Genomic DNA, 19,241 nt, shown 5'->3' with positions numbered 1-19,241 from the left:
GGCACCCCTTCCCGACCCGTCTGATGGACATGGCCCTGCCGGGCGGCGGCCGGGCCGTGGGCCCGGAGCGGGCGGGCGAGGTGCCGCATGTGCTGTACGTGCGGTTCCACCCCGCGCCCGGGGAGGACGTCTACCAGGGGCTGCTCACCCTGCTCGGCGAGCTGACGCCCGTCGTCGAGGCGCTGCCGCCCGATGCCGCGCTCGCGGATGTGCGGGGCGCGCTGCGGTACTTCGGGCGGGACGCGGCGGGGCTGGCCGAGATCGTACGGGTCCGGGCGCTGGCCCGGTACGGCGTGGACTGCACCGTCGGCGTCGCCGCCAACCCCCTGCTCGCGCGCATGGCCGCCCACGAGGCCCACGAGGCCCACGAGGCCCGCGAGGTGCATGAGGCCCAGGGGGCTCAGGAGTCCGGCGCCGTCCGTACCGTTCCCGGCGATCCGGACGCCGTCGCCGCGTTCCTGGCCGGTAAGCCGCCTATCGCCCTGCCCGGGGTGGGGCCCGCGACCGCGCGCACCCTGAGCGCGTACGGGCTGGACAGCGCCGCGCGGATCGCCGCCGCGCCGCTGTCCACCCTCCAGCGGATCCTCGGCGCGGCGACCGCGCGCCGCGTCCACGCCTGGGCGCGCGGTATCGACCCGGCGCCGGTCACCCCGAACGCCCCCGCCCGTGCGATGGGCGCCGAACACCGCTTCCGCCGCGACGAGTTGGACCCCGTCCGCCGTCGCCGCGCGCTGCTCACCCTCGCCGACGGGCTCGGTGTCCGGCTGCGGACCAGCGGGCAGGTGGCGGCCGCGATCAGCCTCACCGTCCGCTACGCCGACCGCTCCACGACCACCCGCACCCGCACCCTGACCGAACCGACCGCCCACACCCCGGCGCTGACCGCCGCCGCGTACGCGCTGCATGACGCGCTCGGACTGCAGCGGGCCCGGGTGCGGTCCGTGGCGCTGCGCGTCGAGGGGCTGACGGACGCCGGACTCGCCTCCCATCAGCTGACGTTCGACCCCGCGGACGAGAAGTCACGCCGGCTGGAGGCCGCCGCCGACCGGGCCCGCGCGCGCTTCGGCGTCTCCGCGGTCCGGCCCGCCGGGTTCCTCGACGTCGCGTAAGTTCCTCGACGTCGCGTAAGCCGCAGGTCCCACCAGTCCCACTGGTTTTCCCCACTTCGCGTAACCCGGTGCATTCCTGGACGTCACGTGAAAATCGCGTAAACGTTCCTTCACTGACGAATGGCTGGATGGCTTTGCTACTCGCGCGTAATTTCGAGTGAGCGCACCACTCTTGTGATCCGGATCGCAGGGCGCAGCGCAAGCGCACCGTCAGCGCGACTCTCTCCCCCACCAGCGAGGAGTTCATATGATGCTGCCCTGGAGGCGTATCCGGCGATTCCGGAAGGCCAAGACCCGCACCTTACTACCCGCCCTGGCCCTCGCGGTCGCGGCGACCGCGGCGACCCCCACCGCCGCGCTCGCCACGGACACCGCGTCGGAGGCGGTGAGCGGCGGCTGGAACAACTACTCCTGCAAGCCATCGGCCCAACACCCCCGCCCCGTCGTCCTGGTGCACGGCACCTTCGGCAACTCCGTCGACAACTGGCTGGGCTTCGCCCCCTACCTGGTCCAGCGCGGTTACTGCGTCTTCTCCCTCGACTACGGCCAACTGCCCCTCGTCCCGCTGTTCCACGGTCTGGGGCCGATCGACCGGTCGGCCAAGCAGCTGTCCGCCTATGTGGACCGGGTGCTCGCCGCCACCGGCGCCGCCAAGGTCGACATGGTCGGGCATTCGCAGGGCGGGATGATGCCCCGCTACTACCTCAAGTTCCTTGGTGGCGCGCCGAAGGTGAACGCCCTGGTCGGCATCGCCCCCACCAACCACGGAACCACTCTGTCCGGGCTGACGAAGCTGCTGGACTACTTCCCCGGGGTCGGCGACATCATCGCCAAGGGCGCCCCGGGGCTGATGGACCAGGTGGTCGGCTCGGACTTCCTGCGGCGGCTCAACGAGGGCGGCGACACCGTCCCCGGAGTGCGCTACACCGTCATCTCGACCAAGTACGACGAGGTGGCCACGCCCTACCGGGCGCAGTTCCTCTCGGGTCCGAACGTCAAGAACGTGGTGATCCAGGACCTGTGCGCGACCGATATCTCCGAGCATGTGACCATCGGGCTGACCGACGGCCTGGCCTTCCATGAGGCCGTCAACGCCCTCGATCCGGAACACGCCACGCCGACGACGTGTGCGTCGGACGACTGACGCTTGACGCCAAGTGGATGAAGCGCACGTCATGGCGCGCCCTGCCGCGGTCCGTACGGGCAGGGCGCGTCGCCCGTCGGGCTGGTCGGGCTCCGATTACTCGGCGATGAGCTCGACCTCGATGTTGCCCCGCGTCGCCTTGGAGTACGGGCACACCTGGTGCGCCTGCTCGACCAGCTTGCGACCGGTCTCGTTCTCCAGCTCGCCCGGCAGCTCGACGCGCAGCGTCACCTTGAGCCCGAAGCCGTCGTCCGCCGCGTCCTTGCCGATGCCGACCTCGGCGGTGACGGAGATGTCCTTGGTGTCGACCTTGGCCTGGCGGCCGACGAGGCCGAGCGCGGAGGCGAAGCAGGCGGCGTAGCCCGCGGCGAACAGCTGCTCGGGGTTGGTGCCCTTGCCGTTGCCGCCGAGGGCGGGCGGCATGGCGAGCGGCAGGTCGAGCTGTCCGTCGGAGCTCACGGCCCGGCCGTCGCGTCCGTTGGCCGTGGCCACCGCGGTGTAGAGCGCGTCCATGAAGACCATCCCTTTCGTGTTCCGGCAGTCGGAGGGAGGTGGGGGCTCGGGGTGCCCCGCCTCACTGAGTAGAAGTAGAGCACACAATTAAGTTGCGTACAACTAAAGGGTACGCTGGAGGCATGTCACACCAGTCCGACCGCACCGCCGACCGCACCGCCGACAGCACTGCCGACAGCACTGCCGACCGCGGCACCGACCGCACCACCACCCCCGAGCCGCGGCCCTCCGATGAGCTGCTCCGGCTCGATCGGCAGCTCTGCTTCAGCCTGCACGCCGCCTCCCGCGCCTTCGACGGCCTCTACCGCCGGGTGCTGCGCGACACGGGGCTGACCTATCCGCAGTACCTGGCCATGCTGGTGCTCTGGGAGCACGGGGAGATGCCGGTCAAGCGGCTGGGGGAGTACCTGCGGCTGGACTCCGGCACCCTCTCGCCGCTGCTCAAGCGGATGCAGTCGGCCGGACTCGTCCAGCGCGAGCGCAGCGCGCACGACGAGCGTTCGGTGACGGTCCGGCTCACGGCGGAGGGGGCGGCGCTGAAGGAGCGCGCCCAGGGCGTACCCCTGGCGGCGATCGAGGCCAGCGGCCTCGGCCTGGAGGAGGCGGTGGATCTGCAGGCGCGGGTCCGGCGGCTGACGGCGGCCCTGGACGCGGCGCTGGCCGAGGAGGCGTGATCAGGGGTGTAGTGCCGCGATGAGTTCCGGCGATCCCCCCCGGCAGGACGCCGCCGTCGCCAGGCGCAAGGACACCTCGGGGTGATCGCGGTGGAAGCGGCGGTGGAAGCGGCGGTGGAAGCGGCCCAGCAGGGCGGCCAGATCGATCAGCCCGAGTGAGCTCAGGCGGCCGCTCCACCGAGCGGCTGACCGGCCGTCCCGGCCGCTCGTTCCGCCGCTGGGCCGCCGACGACCTGGGCCTCTTCCGGTGAACCGGTCCACGGCCTTCTGCTCGGCGTCTCCACGCGGGTGTGCGACGGCGGGGTGTCCGGCGGTACGCGTACGCCTGCGGCGGGCTGCTTTCCCCTACCCGCCCCTTCCCTCAACTGGGGCTCCGCCCCAGACCCCGGGGTTCGGGGCTTCGGCTGGGGCTGGGTCCCGGGCCCCGGGCCCCGGGGGCGAGGGTTTCGGCTGGGGTTGGGTCCCGGGTCCCGGGCCCCGGGCCCCGGGCCCCGGTTCAGGGGCGAAGCCCCTGTCGTGTGCCGGGGGCCCAGGGGCTCAGCCGCGGCCCCGTCGTACGGTCTTGCGGCGGTTGGCGACGGCGAACAGTACGGCCGCGCCGGTGGCGAGGACCGCGGCGCCGCCGATGGCCATGGGGCCGGTGGACCCGTCGCCCCCGGTCTCGGCGAGGTGCTGCCCGTCGGCGGCGCTTCCGTCCTGCGAGCCCTCCGGCCCGGTGCTCGCGGCCATGACCTCGGCGCTCTTGGCCTCGGGGTGGTTCCCCTCCGTGCCCTTCTCGTCCGCCGCCCCCGCCGCCTTCGGCTGATGGTTGGCCTCGGCGCCGCTGTCACCACCGTGGCCGTGGTGATCGACCGTGGACTTCTCGGCGCCCTTCGCTATCTGGGCGTCGTCGGGCGCGGCGGCGGTGGGTGCGGAATCCGCCTCCGTCCCGGCTCCCTTGGCCGCGGCGGCCCCTCCGCCGAAGGTCACGTCCGAGCAGGTGTAGAACGCCTCCGGGCTGTCCGAGCGCTGCCAGACGCTGTAGATCAGATGGCGGCCCGACTTGCCGGGCACCTTCCCCGAGAAGACGTAACTCCCGTCCCGCAGCGTGGGGTCGGTGACCTTGGCGAACGGCTTCGCCTCCAGGTCGGCCCAGGTCAGGGGCTTCGTCGGGTCGTAGCCGTCCTTGGTGATGTACAGCTCGAAGCTGCCCCGGTGGGGCGCGGTGGCCCGGTAGGTGAAGGTGTGCTCACCGGCCGTCATGGCGGTGGCGGGCCAGTCGGCGCGCGGCAGGTCCAGGCCCTTGTACTTGTCGCGGCCCGCGCTGCACAGCTTTCCGTCCGGGATGATCTCCTTGTGGCGCCCGGCGGCGTCCGGGATGTTGACCTCGTTCCAGTCGTAGAGCGCCTGGGTGCCGCCCGCCTGAACGGCCGCCTTGCAGGCCGCCGAGTCCGGGCTCTCCGGCCCCTCCGCGAAACACGCCGACACCCGGCTGACCGGGTTCGTCATCGAACCGTGCGCGGAGGCCGGGTCCGCGCTCAGCGCGGTGAGGGCGAGCGGCACCATGCCGAGCACGGCGATGCGGGCGGTTCTGCGGCGAACGGTCGCACGAGCGGTCATCGTCGGGACTCCTTCGGTGGGGGGTGACGCGCAGCACGCTAGCCCCGCCCACGGGCCTCCCCGCCGGTCTTATGGCGCCGTTAAGGAGCAGCTCAGGCGCAGCTGAGACTGGGCGGGTCGCGGGGGTACCCGAGGTGATCCACCTGAGGTGATCGCCGATGGTTGCGAGGGGGCGGTGGCGTGGAAGGGTGACACATATGACCGGTACGAACTCGCCCCGCGCCACGGGTGCCTCCCGCGCCTCCCGCGCCCCCCGCGTCTCCCGCCCGTCGGCCCGTGAGCTGATCGAGGCCATCGTCGACCCCGGCAGCTGGCACGGCTGGGACGAACCGGTGGAGATCACGACGGACGACCCCGAGTACCGGGCCGACCTGGAGCGGGCACGGGAGCGCACCGGGCTGGACGAGTCGGTCATCACCGGTGAGGGCCGTATCGAGGGGCGCAGGGTGGCGCTGGTCGCCTGCGAGTTCCGCTTCCTGGCCGGTTCGATAGGGGTCGCCGCGGGGGAGCGGCTGGTGCGGGCCGTGGAGTGGGCCACGGCGGAGCGGCTGCCGCTGCTGGCGGCGCCGGCGTCGGGTGGCACCCGGATGCAGGAGGGTACGGTCGCGTTCCTGCAGATGGTGAAGGTGGCCGCGGCGATCACGGACCACAAGGCCGCGGGCCTGCCGTACCTCGTCCACCTCCGCCACCCCACCACCGGCGGCGTCCTCGCCTCCTGGGGCTCCCTGGGCCATGTCACCGCCGCCGAGCCGGGCGCCCTCATCGGCTTCATGGGCCCACGGGTGCACGAGGCGCTGTACGGCGAGGAGTTCCCGCCCGGCGTCCAGAACGCCGAGAACCTGATGAACCACGGCCTGATCGACGCGGTCCTCCCGCTGAGCCGCCTGTCGGGCGTGGCGGCCCGAGTGCTGAGGGTGCTTTGCGCGGGCGATGCGGTGTCCGTGCCCGCCTCGGCGGCGGGGGCACCTGCCACGCCGCGTCGGGTACCTGGGGACGCGGGGGCAGTCGTGCCGTCCGCGGAAGCGTCGATACGGGCTTCGCGGCGGGTGGAGCGGCCCGGGGTGCGGGATTTGTTGCGGGTGGCCGCCGACGATGTGAGTCCGCTCAGTGGTACGGGGGCCGGGGAGCACGATCCCGGGTTGTTGCTCGCGCTCGCCCGGGTCGGGGGGACGCCCTGCGTCGTTCTCGGGCACAACCGGCGCAGTGCCCGTAAGGGCGAGACCGCCGAGGGGCCGGGGGAGGGGCAGGCGCTGGGGCCGGCCGGGTTGCGGACCGCGCGGCGCGGGATGCGGATCGCCGCCGAGCTCGGGCTGCCGCTGCTCACCGTCATCGACACCGCGGGCGCCGCGCTCAGCCGCGAGGCGGAGGAGGGCGGGCTCGCGGCGGAGATAGCGCGGTGCCTCGCCGACATGGTGACCCTGCCCGCGCCCACCCTCTGTCTGCTGCTCGGCCAGGGCGCCGGTGGCGCCGCGCTCGCGCTGCTGCCCGCCGACCGGGTCGTGGCGGCGCGCCACGCCTGGCTGTCGCCGCTGCCGCCCGAGGGCGCGTCCGCGATCCTCCACCGCACCACGGAGCGGGCGTACGAGGTCGCCGCCCGCCAGGGCGTGCGCTCCGCCGACCTCCTCGCCCAGGGCATCGTCGATCGCATCGTCGAGGAGGATGGGGAGGGGGAGGATGGGGAGGACGCGGAGGGCTCCGGGGCGCCCGATGTCTTCCTCGGCCGCCTCGGGCAGCTCCTCGGCGCCGAACTCGCCGCCCTCCGCGCCCAGGACCCGGACGAGCGGCTCGCCGCGCGCCGGGTCCGCCATCGCCGTATCGGGCTACCCCGTTGACGCCATTGACGCCGAGCGTTGACGATCTTGATGGCTAATCAGGGCCAAACGGGCGGACCGGAACGTCGAATTAGCGGTCTTAGGCATGCCTAACCTAATCTCGGGCCGTGAACGAGAATGATCTCGATGCGGCGTCACGGCCGTTCTCCTCCCCTGCCCTCCGTGGCTCCCCGGCGGCCCCGGCCGCCCCGGCCGCCCCCGCCCCGCGGCCGCCTCGGCTCCACCTCCTCGCCCTCAACCCCACCGACTCCGTCACCGAGGGCTTCCTCCCCGCGGCGGCCCGGCTCGGCCTGGCGGTCACCCTCCTCACCGACCAGCCCGAGGCCCATGAGCGCGCCTACGGTCGGCGGGAAGGGAAAGCGGGGTCCGCGCACCCCTTCCCCGCCCCCCTCGGCTTTCCTGCCCTCGACTTCCCCGCCCTCGACTTCCCCGCCCTCGGCTTCCCCGCCCTCGACATCGTCCCCTGTGACGTACGGGACTTCGCCGAGGTCATCAGCCGCATCGCCGCCGACGGCACCCGCCCCCGCGCCGTCTTCACCAACAGCGACCACCTCCAGGCCCAGGCCGCCCTCGCCGCCCAGTACTTCGGCCTCCCGGGCAAGGACTGGCGCGCCGCGCTGCGCACCAAGAACAAGGCCGAGCTGCGCCGCGCCCTCGCCGCCGCGGGCTCGGACGTCGCCGACCCCGTCTGGTCCGCCGAACTCGCCACCGGACAGGACCCCGCCACCCTCGCCGGGCTCGACGCGCCCTACCCCTGTGTGGTCAAACCGCGCGAGGGCGTGGCCAGCGAGGACGTCGTCCTCGTCGCCGACGCGGACGAGCTCGTCCGGCGCTGCGCCGAGATACGGGCGCGGCGGCCGGGCGCGGCGCTGGTCGTCGAGGAGTTCCTCGACGGCGAGCTGCGCACCCTCGAAACCCTCGGCGACGGCCGCACCCTCCACGTCCTCGGCGCCTTCCGCACCGAGCTCTCGCCGCCCCCTCACTTCATCGAGGAACGGCTGCACCTGCTGCCCGCCCCGCCGCCGCAACCGCACACCGATCAGGTGCTGGCGCAGCTGCGCGCGCTGGGCGTCGGCTTCGGCGTGTGCCACACCGAGTACGTCGTCCAGGGGGACCGGGCGCGCCTCATCGAGGTCAACTACCGTGCCATAGGCGACCAGTGCGACCTCGTCCTCGCCGAACTCCTCGGCATCCCCCTTTTCGAGTACATCCTCCGTACGCACATGGGCGAGCCGCTGCCGGACGACCTCGGCGCGCGCAGTGACGGCAGGGTTCGCATGGAGTACGTCACGGCCGACCGCGCCGGGCGGCTCGCCTCCGCCCCTCCGGCCAGTGTGACCGAGCGCGACGGCGTACGGCTGGACTACCGGCCGCTGCGCGGGATCGGCGAGGAGCACCCGCTCCACCGCACCAACCGCGACTTCCTCGGCGTGCTCCGGGCCACCGGCACCGACCAGGGGCGGATCGACGCGGCGGTGGCGCGGTTCCTCGCGGCCCACCGATGGGAGATCGTGTGACAGAGGAAGAGGAGCTTCTCGGACGGGTGCTCGACACGCTCCTCCGGGAGGACGCCTACAAGCTGCGCAGCCACGCCGTCCCGGTGCGGCGTGCCGACGGCGACTGGCTGCGCATCGCGCTCGATGGGGTCGAGGGGGTCGAGGGGGTCGAGGGTTTCGAGGGGTTCGAGGGGTTCGAGGGGGGCGAGAGCGTGCTGCTGCCGGTGGAGCCCGAAGGCTTCCAATGCGACATCCGCACCCGCCGCCCAGCCCGGCTGCTCCGCGTCCCCGCACACGGCGGGCGGGAACCGGCCGCCACCGTGCTCACCGTGCTCACCGGGCTCGATGCCGTCCTCGGGCGGCTGCGGGGGGCCGTGCCCGATGAGGACCGGGAGCTCTACGACGTCTTCGTGGACGAATGTCGGCAGGCGCTCCACGCCATGCGGCTGCACAGCCGCGTTCGGCCACGCGTCGTCTCCGAGTTGGGCGCGCGGTACGGGAAGTGGTGGCGCGGGATGGCCGGAACCCTCGCGTATGACACGCTGGCCGCCTTCCGCGACCATCCGGTCTATCCCACCAGCCGGGGGCGGTCCGTCTTCAGCGAGGAGCAATTACGCGCCCACGCACCCGAGTTCCATCCCACCTTTCCGCTGCGCTGGCTCGTCCTGCCCCGCGAGGCGGTGTGCGGGGATCCGGCGCGGCTGCCCGGCTGGTGGCCCGTGCCCGGGGACCTCGGGTCAGGGCCGAGCGAGGGTCACCTTGCCCTCCCCGTGCATCCGCTCACCCTCGGGCCCCCGCTGGAGAACGCCCTCCGCGCGGCCGGGCTCCAAGACGCCGCCCGGCTCGCCGAGCGCCCTCTGCTGGACGTACGGCCCACCCTCTCCATGCGGACCGTGGCCGTCGCCGACGACCTCGCCGACGACCCCCTCGTCCACCTCAAGCTGCCCCTCACCACCTCCACCCTGGGCCTGCGCAACCGGCGGTCCGTCAAACCCGGCACGCTGATCGACGGCGAAGTGGCGCAGCGGCTCGTGGAGGCCGTGATCGAGCGCGAGCCGAGGTTCGGCGCCACCGTGCTGCTCGCCGACGAGACCACCCACCTCCACGCCGGACACGAACTGCTCGCCACGCTCGTCCGCCGCTACCCACCCGGCCTGGAGAACGCCACCATCGTGCCGCTGGCCGGGCTGCTCGCCCCCGCCCCGGACGGCGGGCTCGTCATCGACGGGCTCGCCGAACGCCACTACGGCGGGGACGTCCTCGCCCTGTTGGACGACTACCTCACGCTGCTGTTCGACTTCCACACCACCCTTTTCGCGTACGGCATCGCGCTGGAGTCCCATCAGCAGAACACGTCGCTGGTTTTTGAGGACGGCAGCGAGAGCGGCGGTGCGGTGCCCCGGCTCCGGCTGCTCATCAAGGACCACGACGGCCCCCGCGTCCACGCGGTACGCCTCGCCGCCGTGATCGGCGGAGGACCGGCCGCCGATCTGTGCGGATTCGACGACCGCAGGATCCTGACGTCCGGCGACGGGTCGGTGGCGGACGTGTTCACCACCATCACCGTCCACCTCTGCGCCGCCGCCCCCCTCTTCGAGCTCGCCCGGCTCGGCCGGGCCCCGCTCGACACCCTGCTGCGGCGGCTGCGCGACCGGCTCACCGACGCCGTCGACCGGCTCGCCGTCACCCGGCCCGGCGCGGCCGCCGCGCTGCTGCGCAGACGGGTGCTGGGCGCGGACCGGCTGCCGGTCAAGGCGATGGTCACCGCCGGCACCTTGTTCACCAAGGAGCGCTCGGGCGCCGCGGACATCAACAAGCACTACGTCACCGGGCCCAACTATCTGCTGCGGGGAAGCGGCAGATGACCGCGGCGTCCGATCGGCCCCCGCCCTCGAACCGAACCCCCGAACCCCCGAACCCCCCCTTCCCTCCGCACCCCTCTCCTCCGCACCCGTTGGAGCCGCCCCATGCCCATGACCTCCTCGCCCGCCGCGACCGTGGCCTCCGCCGACCACGCCACCGCCCACACCCTCCTCAACTGTCTGCTCCGTGAGGTGTCGGGACCGGAGCACCAGACCGTCGTGGCCGATGGATGGCTGCGGCTGAGGCTGCCGCGTTGCGGGGTGCTGCTGCGCGTCGGGCTGCGGCGCACCTCCCTCATCGGGGCGCATCGCTTCACCGGGCCGGTCAGCGAGGAGCGCGACGGCACATGGGCCGAGGTGTCCTGGCGCGGGCTGGCCGAGCGGATCCACCGGGAGCTTCAGCTGCGCACGGGGGTGCACAACGACGAGTTCCTGGGCCAAGTCGCCTCCAGCCACGCGGGGATGACGGCCGCCTTGGAGGCATTGGAGGCCCTGGAGGCCCTGGAGGCCCGGAGCGCCGCAGAGGGCCGGAGCGCCGAATGCGACAGCGCCCGGGATCTCTACCGCGACAGCTCCCAGGATCTCTACCTCGCCTCCGAGCAGTCCCTCCTCTTCGGCCACCGCTTCCACCCCACCCCCAAGGCCCGCACCGGCAGCGCCGACTCCTGGTCGCGGTTCGCCCCCGAGGCCGGGGCGCGCTTCCCGCTGCACCACCTCGCCGTACGCCAGGAGTACGTGCGCGAGGAGTCCGCGCGGCCCGGGGCGCTCGCCGCGCTGGACCGGCAGGGCGCCGTCCCCGAGGGTTACCGGCTGCTGCCCGCGCACCCCTGGCAGTACGCGATGCTGCGCGAGCACCGGCTGCTGCGGGCGGCCATCGCCCGGGGCGAGGTGCTGGACCTCGGGCCGGGCGGTGCGGAGTTCGCGCCGACCGCTTCGGTGCGCACGCTCTACGACGGCCGGGACTTCCTCAAGTTCAGCCTGAACGTGCGGATCACCAACTGCCTGCGCAAGAACGCCGACTACGAGCTGTCCGGCGCCGTCGCCCTGACCCGGCTGCTGGAGCCGGTCGCCGCCGATCTCGCCGCCCGTTTCCCCGGCTGTGAGCTGCTGCGCGAACCCGCGTACCGGACGCTGGACCTCGGCGACCGCGAAAACGGTGGCGACGGCGGCGACCGTCAGCTCATCGAGGGCTTCGGGGTGATCGTCCGCGAAGGGCTGGCCGCCCGGCTGCGGCCCGGCCTGACCGCGCTGCTGGCGGCGGCCGTCGCCGATGAGTACCCGACCAGCGGCGCCCAGATCTCCCGGCTCCTCCCCGACGCCGACCCCGACCGGCTCTCGGCCTGGTGGCAGGCGTATCTGGAGCTGCTCGTACCGCCCGTACTGGCCGCCTACTTCGACCATGGCGTGGTCCTCGAACCGCATCTCCAGAACGTCGTCATCGGCGTCGATCCGGCCGACGGCACCCCGCGCCAGGTGCTGTTCCGCGATCTGGAGGGCACCAAGCTGGTGCCCGAGCACCACACCGCCGCGCTCGCCGCGCTTCCCGAGGCCGTCGCCCGCCCACTGACGTACGAGCGGGAGCGCGGCTGGGACCGGGTGGTGTACTGCCTGCTGGTCAACCACATCGCCGAAATGGTGGCCGCCCTCGCCGACCGCAGTCCGGGTCTGGAGCCCGCGCTGTGGTCGGCGGTCCGCCGGGTGCTGTGCGAGCGCTCGGCGGCCCACGACCACCCGCCCGCGCTGCGCGCCCTGGTGGCGGGCGTGCCGCTGCCCGCGAAGGCCAACCTCCTCACCCGCTGGGGCCGTCGGGCCGACCGCCACGCGGGCTATGTCCGTATCGCCAGTCCGCTCGCGTCCGCCCTGCTGTCCGAGGCGGCCCACGTCATGCACCCCGGGAGCAGCCGTTGATCACCCCCGCCGTCCGTACCCTCGCCACGGAGCTCACCGGCGACGACCTTCCCGCCTACGTCTACGACCTGGCCGCGCTCCGCGCGCACGCGCGGGCCGTACGGGACGCGCTGCCGTCGGGCCTGGAGCTGTACTACGCCGCGAAGGCCAACCCCGCGCCCGCCGTCCTCCAGGCCCTCGCGCCCCACGTCACCGGCTACGAGGTCGCCTCCGGCGGTGAGGTGGAGCATGTCCGCGCGGCCGTGCCCGGGGCGCCGCTGGCCTTCGGCGGGCCGGGCAAGACCGAGGGGGAGCTGCGGCGGGCGCTGACACTGGGCGTGGAACGGTTCCATGTGGAGAGCGAGCAGGAGCTGCGGCTGCTGGCCGGGGGGGCGGAGGACGCGGGGATCCACACCGTGGACGTCCTCCTGCGCGTCAACCTCCCGCTGGCCGATGAGCGGGCGGACGGCGAAGGGCCGCTCGGCGCGGCGCTGGGCGGTGCGGCGCTGGGCGGTGCGGCGCTGGGCGGTGCGGCGCTGGACGGCGCGGCGCTCGCCATGGGCGGCCGCCCCAGCCCCTTCGGGCTCGACCCGGAGGCCGTGGAGCGCTGCCTCTCCCAGTTCTCCCCGGGCGGCGAGGGCGGCCCCCTCCGGCTGCGCGGCATCCATGCCCACCTCGCCAGCGGCCTCGACGCCCCCGCCCAGGTGGCCGTGGCCGCCGCGATCGCCGACTGGGCGCGGAAGCTGTCCGAACGCCACGGTCTGGGGATCAGCGAGGTGAACGTCGGCGGCGGGATGGGCGTGGACTACGCCCATCCCGACCGCCGCTTCGACTGGGCCGCCTACGGCCGGGGCATGGCGGACCTCGCCCTGCGCCATCCCGGTCCCACCCTGCGGATCGAGCCAGGCCGGGCGCTGACCGTCTACTGCGGCTGGTACGTCACCGAGGTGCTGGACATCAAGCACAGCGGCGGCGAGGCGTTCGCGGTGGTGCGCGGCGGCACCCACCACATCCGTACCCCCGCCACCAAACAGCACGACCAGCCCTTCCAGGTGCTCCCCACAGATACCGTCTGGGCGCGGCCCTGGACGCGCCCGGCCGTACGGGACGAGCCGGTCACGCTGGTCGGCCAGCTGTGCACCCCGAAGGACGTCCTGGCCGGCCGAATTCCGGTCGCGGAGCTACGGGTGGGCGACCGCGTGGCCTTCGCGATGGCGGGCGCGTACGCGTGGAACATCTCGCACCACGACTTCCTGATGCACCCCCGGCCGGGCTTCCACTACCTGGAGGAATGAGGACGGAAAGCGCTCAGCCGGTGGCGGGCCGGGGCTCGCCCCGATAGGTGCCGAAGGACCACTTGTTGCCCTCCGGGTCGGCGATGGCGAACTCACGGCTGCCGTACGGCTGGTCCGCGATGGGCCGGAGCACCCGCACACCGGCCGCCGTGAGGCGCTCGTGCAGCGCGTCGACGTGGTCGGTGACGACGTACGCCCCGAAGGTGCCCGGCTCCAGGCACCAGGTCTTGGTCTCCGGGTCGTACGAGCCGAGCATGATGCCGCCGCCCTCGGGCCAGTCGAGCTGGGCGTGGGCGACGCGGTCCCCGTCCTGGTAGACGGCGGTGCGCAGAAAGCCGACCGTGCCGACCAGGAAGTCGATCAGGGCGAGGGCGTCATGGGCCTGGAGCGTGGGCCAGATGGCGGGTTCACGGGATTGCGTCTGCTGCTGGTTCTGCTGCTGGTTCTGCGGTTGGTTCGGTGCGGTGTTCATGGGATCTACTCTTCGCCGTAGAGATGGCCCCCGGCTTGGATATTCCGGCACTCTTCGGCCAGCCAGGCGGTCGGGCTCACCCCGGTGTACTGACGGAAGTCGCGGACCAGGTGGGAGTGGTCGAAGTAGCCGCAGTCGGCGGCGACCCGGGCCAGGTCCGGCGCCCGGCCCGCCGCGACGGCCCGGACCACCGTGTTCCTGGCGTGCTGGAAGCGCATCAGCCGGGCCGCCTGCTTGGGGCTCAGCCCCGTCTCTGCCTGGAACACGCTGGTCAGGCGGCGCGGGCTGAGCGACACATGGTCGGCGAGGCCCGTCAGCGTCCCGGCCCCCCGATGCCGGGCCAGCCAGGCCCACGCCTCGGCGACCTCGCTCCGCACCGGCGTCCCGTCCTCGCCCTCGGCCGCGCGCTCCCGTAGATATGCGCCGAGCATGGCGAACCGGTCCTCCCACGAGCGCTGCTCACACAGCCGCTCGTGAATGTCGGCGGCCCGCTTGCCCAGCACGGCCGTCCCGGAGGTGACCAGGTCATCGGAGGTGAGCGCACCGGCCGGAAGCCCCAGCAGGGTGCGCGCCGCCAGCGGATGCACCGCGAGCTGCACCCCGGCCTCGCTCCCGGGCTGGACGATATACGCCGGTCGTTGGTGCAGACCGCCCACGACGATCTCGGTCCGCGCGGCGTCGGGCCCCTGCGCCTGCTCGGGTGTGACGCCGCCGATGACGGGGCCGTCGAGGGAGAAGATCAGCGTCAGGTAGGGGGACGGCAGCCCCCGGTGCAGCGCGGGCGGTATCCCCTGAGAGCGATAGCCGACGGCGGACACCACCATTCCCCCGAGCCCGCGCCCGAGCCCGGCCCGCACGAACTCCTGGCTGCTCATGGGCCCAGTATCACGCGCCCCTCTGACAGCGGGCCCGCCCGCGGGCGGCGTCGCACTCGATGAGCCAGACGTCCGCTAGACCTTGCGGACGAGCACCGTTGGCGGGAGGAGCCGCTCCAAGTCATCCACGTCCGACGTGAAAACGGTGACCTGACCCCTTTGTTCCTTAGCCACGACGGCCAGCACAGCGTCGATGGCGTACTTGTGGCCGTGGAGCCCGGCGTCGGCCAGCAACCGACGGGCGGCCCGGGCCTGATCTCTGCCCAGGTCAGCTACTTGCAGACGAGAAAGTACCCAGTCCCACCGGCGCTCGGTGATTCTGCCGTCGTGCGCTTCGATCACGGTCATGGGGGAGGTGACCACCTCGACCTCCCCCTTGGCCGCCAGATCCAGCAGAGCGATCAGGCGGCGCTCACCGCGCACCGCTTGTGAGAGAGCTTCGGAGTCGAGCACGAACACGCGCAGCCGCTTGGGCTGCTGGACCCGCTTCGTCACGCGGCTTCCCCGACGCCGCCGTGCTGCGCCCTACGACGGTCATGTTCGGCGTCGATCTCATCCAGTTCGGCCAAGGCGGCAGCGCTCTCCTCCTCGGAGACCGGTCCGTACTCTTCCTGTAGCCAGTCCACCAGCTCCACGAGCCGGTCGCGGTCGCGCTTGACTCGTAGCGCGTCGGCGACATACGCGGACAGCCCGCGCTCCGCCGCGTCCGCCCGGATTTCGTCTAGGAGCTCCTCTGGGATGGTGACTGTCACCTTTTTCGTTGCCATACCAGTCACCATACTCCCCACCGCGTTTGCCGTACCAGGCAGAATTCCTTGGCATGTACAGCCTTGCCCTCTGGGAATTCCTCGCCCTCGCCGCCGCCTCCATACTCGTCGGCTTCTCGAAGACCGCCGTCAGCGGCGCCAACACCGTCAGCCTCGCGATCTTCGCCGCCGTGCTTCCGGCCCGGGAGTCGACCGGTGTGCTGCTGCCCCTGCTGATCGTCGGCGATGTGCTCGCCGTGGGCACCTACCGGCGGCACGCGCACTGGGGGACGCTGCTCCGGCTGTTCCCAGCCGTCGCGGTCGGGGTCGTGGTGGGGACGGTGTTCATGCTGTGGGCCGGGGACGCGGAGGTGCGGACGTCCATCGGGGCGATCCTGCTGCTGATGGCGGGGGTCACGCTATGGCGGCGCCGTGCGGCCGCCCGCGCGGCGGCCCCGGAGGCCCCGGCCGCCGACGGGGCGGGCGCACGGCTCAAGGCCGGTTCGTACGGGGTGCTCGGCGGCTTCACCACGATGGTGGCCAACGCGGGCGGCCCCGTGATGTCGCTCTACCTGCTCTCCGCCGGTTTCCGGAAGCTGGGCTTCCTGGGCACCTCGGCCTGGTTCTTCCTGATCGTCAACGTCGCCAAGGTGCCCTTCAGCGTCAGCCTCGGCCTGATCGACGGCCGCTCCCTGCTCCTGGACGCGCTGCTGGCGCTCTTCGTGCTGCCCGGTGCGTACATCGGTAAGGCGTGCGTGGACCGGATCAACCAGCGGCTCTTCGAGCGACTGGTCATCGCGGCGACGGTGCTGGGCGGACTTCAGCTGCTGCTGCGCTGAGGACTACATCGGCGAAGTTCGCCGCCAGCCGCCGCGCCGTACGCACGGATTCCGGCTCGACCCGCTCGGCCTCGGCTCGGAGCGCGCGCAGATCCAGGCCCGCGTCGGCCAGGGCGGCTTCGTCCCAGCTGTCGAGGCGGTCCGCCCCCACCTCCGGATGAAACTGCACGCCCCACGCCCGCTCGCCCATCCGGAACGCCTGCACCGGACAGGCGTCGCTCGATGCGAGCCAGACGGCGGCGGGGGGAAGCGCGGTGATCTGGTCACGATGGTTCTGAATGGCCCGGAACTCACGCGGTACCCCGGCGAACAGCGCGTCGGTGTCGGCCTCGGGCCGCAACCGGACGGCACACGAGCCCCGCTCCGGCCGACCGTGATCGCCGAGCACTGTCCCACCCGCCGCGACGGCGAGCACCTGGGCCCCGAGGCAGATCCCCAGCAACGGGACACCCTCGGCGATGGCGCGCCGGGTGAGTTCCCGTTCGGCCGGTAGCCAGGGCGCGTAGGCGTCGGCATCCGGCAGGAAGCCACCACCGAGCAGGACCACCGCGTCGAAACCTTCCGGGGACGCGGGGGCCGACGCGCCATCGGTTTCGACGACCGTCAGCCCCATCTCCTCCCACCACGGCCGCAACCGCCCCGCCCCACTGCGGTCCGCGTTGCGGACGATGAGGAGGCGGCTCACGTGTCTGCGTTCTTCTTCAGGCTCGCTATGAACTCGCTCCACGAGCCGTTCGGGAATATGAGGGCGGGCCCGTCGGGGTCCTTGGAGTCGCGTACGGGGACGATGCCGGGGAAGTTGTCGGCGACCTCGACGCAAATGCCACCGTCGTTGTTGCTGTAGCTGCTCTTGCGCCAGGCGGCGGTGCTCAGGTCCGGGGTGATCCGCATGAGGCCCACTCCTTCATCACGGCTCGGATCATCGCCTCGGAGCCCCGGGGCGAGAGGGCCATGGCCCGTAGCAGATCGTAGTTCTTCCGGAGCTTCGCAACTACGTCCTTATCTTCGATGATCGTCCCGAAACGACTGCCTTCCCTGTAGGCCAGCATCGGCGCATCGGGCACCGTGTAGAGCACGAGCGAGTTGCCCGCTTCCACATGGTGGCCCGCGCTGAACGGCAGCACCTGAAGGGTTACGTAAGGATGCGTCCCGCGCTCAAGCAAGGACTCCATCTGACGCCGCATCACCTCGGGCCCTCCCGGCGGGCGACGCAACGCCGCTTCGTCCACGATGAACCAACACTCCGGCGGATGAGGCTGGTCCAGCCGTGTTTGCCGATCTAGACGGGCCTTGACCAGCGCCTCGATTTCCGCGTCCGGAGCATGGCGGTGTCCGATCCGTAGCGACTCCCTCGCGAGTTCAGCGGTCTGGAGCAGCCCGGGGATGGTGGCGCACGCGTACTCCTCAATCACGATCGCCTGGCTCTCGACCTCAACGGCCCGCCGGTACTTGCCCGGGAACGGCTCATTCTTCGCCAGCGCATACACCCGCGCGAACATCCCGTCCGTCCCGAAGCACGCATCCAACTTGGCCGGAAGGTCGTCGTACGGCAGGGACTCCGCCGCCTCGATCCGGGCCAGATGCGATTTGCTGTAGTTCAGCACCTCGGACAGCCGCCGTAACGACATGTCCGCCTTCTCCCGGTGGCGGCGGATCTCCGCGCCGAAGAGGTCGCGTGCGGAGCGGTCGGGAAACAGTTCGCGTGGCTGGAACGGCATTGTGCATCCCCTCTTGTCCCGCGATCTTGGCTGGGACGTGTCGCCTCTTTCCAGCCTACGCGCCGGAACGCAACGGTATGTGCACTCAACGTAATTGGCCGACCGGAAAGACAGGTCAACGTGTTCTCACACACCGAATCCACCGCTCCACGGATGACGATGCGCGTCTACCGGGTCTCGCCGGACGGCGCGGTCGTCACGCAGGAGCTCGGCAGGGTGGTCGTCGTGGTCAAGGACAAGCTCGAACCCCTGCGGTCCAGCCAGTTCCCACCCTGCCGCTGTCCGCGCCACCGCGGCACCGCGGACCTGTGAGCCTCCAGGCCCACGCTCGCCGAGGTCGCGGCCCGGACCGAAGCCGAGGCCAGTACCAGCCTGGGCGCATCGGACGTGCTGGCCGCGATCGACGACGCAAGGGCGGGCCGTTGATCGTCATCGATTGCTCCGTCTGGGCGCGGCGTCATGCCTCCAGCCCCACGCGTCGGCCGCGGATGCTCAGGGCGACGACGGAGACAAGGAACCAGAAGGCGCCGAAGGCTGAGTATCCGGCGACGGTGGACAGGCTGCTCGTCGCCGAGGCGGACGTGGCGGCGATGGTGGCACCGGCGAGTACGGACTGTCCGCCGCTGATGACCATGGGCCACTGGGCGCCGACGGTGCGTCGGCGCCGGACCGCTACGACGAGCTGGACCGCTCCGGAAAGGAGGGCCCAGGTGCCGAACACGAGAAGGGCCGTCCCGATGGTGGAGAAGACGGCGATGATCATTCCGGTGGTGGTGGCGAGGCCGAGAGCCATGTTGATGGTGCTGACGCGGTCCGTGGAGCCGGTACCGGCCATACGACGCTCTAGGAGCGTGGCGACGACGTCCCACAGGGGGTAGATGATGAGCAGCACGGCCGCGATCACTGTGGGCGTGTCGGTCGACACGAGCGAGGCGGAGGTCGTGAAGACGAGCGCCACCCAGATCAGGGAGAAGACGATCCGGATCAGGTAGAGCGATCGGAGCCCGGAGGGCGTCGTCGTGGTCGTGGCCGGAGTTACCGTGGTCTGAGTCATCGGGCGTCCCGTTGTGATCGAGATGGTGTGAGGCGGTCGCCTCGATGACGAGTCTCAGTGGCCTCGGGACGGGCCACGTACTTCGATCGAAGTAGTTCTGCCATCCATTTCGATCGAATGAGTTCT

20 protein-coding genes are annotated in these 19,241 nt (G+C 72.1%); 10 read left to right on the top strand and 10 right to left on the bottom strand.

Annotated elements, in window-relative coordinates:
* The first annotated feature begins 29 nt into the window (after positions 1-29).
* Positions 30-1,109 carry a DNA polymerase Y family protein gene (locus tag J2Z30_RS28520; protein WP_044582122.1) on the top strand — a complete coding sequence of 360 codons (1,080 nt, stop codon included), beginning with the start codon at positions 30-32 and terminating at the stop codon, positions 1,107-1,109.
* Positions 1,110-1,359: 250 nt separating this feature from the next.
* A complete protein-coding gene (locus J2Z30_RS28515; RefSeq protein WP_044582123.1) occupies positions 1,360-2,253 on the top strand; it encodes an esterase/lipase family protein in 894 nt (297 codons plus the stop codon).
* A gap of 96 nt (positions 2,254-2,349) precedes the next feature.
* Here the strand turns inward: J2Z30_RS28515 and J2Z30_RS28510 are convergent, their stop codons facing one another.
* Complete coding sequence (locus tag J2Z30_RS28510) at positions 2,350-2,766, bottom strand: organic hydroperoxide resistance protein (protein WP_078559105.1); 417 nt, start codon at positions 2,764-2,766, stop codon at positions 2,350-2,352.
* Positions 2,767-2,888: 122 nt separating this feature from the next.
* Between J2Z30_RS28510 and J2Z30_RS28505 the strand changes: the two genes are divergently transcribed.
* Entirely contained in the window at positions 2,889-3,440 is a 552-nt protein-coding gene (locus tag J2Z30_RS28505; RefSeq protein ID WP_078956975.1) for a MarR family winged helix-turn-helix transcriptional regulator, read from the top strand.
* Between the two features lie 537 nt (positions 3,441-3,977).
* Here J2Z30_RS28505 and J2Z30_RS28500 read toward each other — a convergent pair.
* Entirely contained in the window at positions 3,978-5,039 is a 1,062-nt protein-coding gene (locus J2Z30_RS28500) for a lytic polysaccharide monooxygenase (protein WP_044577577.1), read from the bottom strand.
* 197 nt (positions 5,040-5,236) lie between these two features.
* Between J2Z30_RS28500 and J2Z30_RS28495 the strand changes: the two genes are divergently transcribed.
* From J2Z30_RS28495 to J2Z30_RS28475, 5 genes are all read left to right on the top strand, one after another.
* On the top strand, positions 5,237-6,871 hold the full coding sequence (locus J2Z30_RS28495) for a carboxyl transferase domain-containing protein (RefSeq protein ID WP_078956976.1): 1,635 nt from the start codon (positions 5,237-5,239) through the stop codon (positions 6,869-6,871).
* A 107-nt stretch (positions 6,872-6,978) separates the two neighbouring features.
* Complete coding sequence (locus J2Z30_RS28490) at positions 6,979-8,388, top strand: ATP-grasp domain-containing protein (RefSeq protein WP_044577580.1); 1,410 nt, start codon at positions 6,979-6,981, stop codon at positions 8,386-8,388.
* A complete protein-coding gene (locus J2Z30_RS28485) occupies positions 8,373-10,232 on the top strand; it encodes an IucA/IucC family protein (RefSeq protein WP_044577582.1) in 1,860 nt (619 codons plus the stop codon). Before J2Z30_RS28490 ends, J2Z30_RS28485 begins: the two co-directional genes overlap by 16 nt.
* A 102-nt stretch (positions 10,233-10,334) precedes the next feature.
* Positions 10,335-12,137 carry an IucA/IucC family protein gene (locus J2Z30_RS28480; protein WP_044577584.1) on the top strand — a complete coding sequence of 601 codons (1,803 nt, stop codon included), beginning with the start codon at positions 10,335-10,337 and terminating at the stop codon, positions 12,135-12,137.
* Positions 12,134-13,411: a type III PLP-dependent enzyme gene (locus tag J2Z30_RS28475; protein ID WP_044577590.1), complete on the top strand. Its 1,278-nt coding sequence runs from the start codon at positions 12,134-12,136 to the stop codon at positions 13,409-13,411. The genes J2Z30_RS28480 and J2Z30_RS28475 overlap by 4 nt, the downstream gene beginning before the upstream one ends.
* 13 nt (positions 13,412-13,424) lie before the next feature.
* Here J2Z30_RS28475 and J2Z30_RS28470 read toward each other — a convergent pair whose 3' ends face one another.
* From J2Z30_RS28470 to J2Z30_RS28455, 4 genes are all read right to left on the bottom strand, one after another.
* A complete protein-coding gene (locus tag J2Z30_RS28470; protein WP_044577593.1) occupies positions 13,425-13,883 on the bottom strand; it encodes a VOC family protein in 459 nt (152 codons plus the stop codon).
* A gap of 5 nt (positions 13,884-13,888) precedes the next feature.
* Positions 13,889-14,758 (bottom strand): AraC family transcriptional regulator, encoded by an 870-nt coding sequence (locus J2Z30_RS28465; protein ID WP_052701647.1) that lies wholly within the window; start codon positions 14,756-14,758, stop codon positions 13,889-13,891.
* Positions 14,759-14,833: 75 nt separating this feature from the next.
* Positions 14,834-15,253, bottom strand: a complete 420-nt coding sequence (locus J2Z30_RS28460; RefSeq protein WP_044577596.1) for a PIN domain-containing protein — start codon at positions 15,251-15,253, stop codon at positions 14,834-14,836.
* Complete coding sequence (locus J2Z30_RS28455) at positions 15,250-15,525, bottom strand: ribbon-helix-helix domain-containing protein (RefSeq protein WP_044582127.1); 276 nt, start codon at positions 15,523-15,525, stop codon at positions 15,250-15,252. The genes J2Z30_RS28460 and J2Z30_RS28455 overlap by 4 nt, the downstream gene beginning before the upstream one ends.
* 53 nt (positions 15,526-15,578) lie before the next feature.
* Between J2Z30_RS28455 and J2Z30_RS28450 the strand changes: the two genes are divergently transcribed.
* Positions 15,579-16,343, top strand: a complete 765-nt coding sequence (locus tag J2Z30_RS28450) for a sulfite exporter TauE/SafE family protein (protein ID WP_044577598.1) — start codon at positions 15,579-15,581, stop codon at positions 16,341-16,343.
* Here the strand turns inward: J2Z30_RS28450 and J2Z30_RS28445 are convergent.
* Genes J2Z30_RS28445 through J2Z30_RS28435 form a run of 3 tightly spaced genes read right to left on the bottom strand, consistent with a single transcriptional unit; the run spans position 16,297 to position 18,061 of the window.
* A complete protein-coding gene (locus J2Z30_RS28445; RefSeq protein ID WP_044577599.1) occupies positions 16,297-17,028 on the bottom strand; it encodes a type 1 glutamine amidotransferase in 732 nt (243 codons plus the stop codon). The genes J2Z30_RS28450 and J2Z30_RS28445 overlap by 47 nt on opposite strands.
* Positions 17,025-17,234 carry a DUF397 domain-containing protein gene (locus tag J2Z30_RS28440; protein ID WP_044577600.1) on the bottom strand — a complete coding sequence of 70 codons (210 nt, stop codon included), beginning with the start codon at positions 17,232-17,234 and terminating at the stop codon, positions 17,025-17,027. Before J2Z30_RS28440 ends, J2Z30_RS28445 begins: the two co-directional genes overlap by 4 nt.
* Positions 17,213-18,061, bottom strand: a complete 849-nt coding sequence (locus tag J2Z30_RS28435) for a helix-turn-helix domain-containing protein (protein ID WP_044577603.1) — start codon at positions 18,059-18,061, stop codon at positions 17,213-17,215. Before J2Z30_RS28435 ends, J2Z30_RS28440 begins: the two co-directional genes overlap by 22 nt.
* Positions 18,062-18,214: 153 nt before the next feature.
* On the opposite strand from J2Z30_RS28435, the gene J2Z30_RS28430 reads away from it, so the two are divergent.
* Positions 18,215-18,373 (top strand): hypothetical protein, encoded by a 159-nt coding sequence (locus tag J2Z30_RS28430; RefSeq protein WP_209468876.1) that lies wholly within the window; start codon positions 18,215-18,217, stop codon positions 18,371-18,373.
* A 145-nt stretch (positions 18,374-18,518) separates the two neighbouring features.
* Here J2Z30_RS28430 and J2Z30_RS28425 read toward each other — a convergent pair whose 3' ends face one another.
* On the bottom strand, positions 18,519-19,115 hold the full coding sequence (locus J2Z30_RS28425; protein ID WP_044577606.1) for a DUF308 domain-containing protein: 597 nt from the start codon (positions 19,113-19,115) through the stop codon (positions 18,519-18,521).
* Between the last annotated feature and the right edge of the window lie 126 nt (positions 19,116-19,241).

The sequence above is a fragment of the Streptomyces iranensis genome (assembly GCF_017874715.1).
GTDB classification, from domain to species: domain Bacteria; phylum Actinomycetota; class Actinomycetes; order Streptomycetales; family Streptomycetaceae; genus Streptomyces; species Streptomyces iranensis.
Note: the sequence above shows the minus strand (reverse complement) of the source record. Positions and strands in the feature narration are given on the sequence as shown.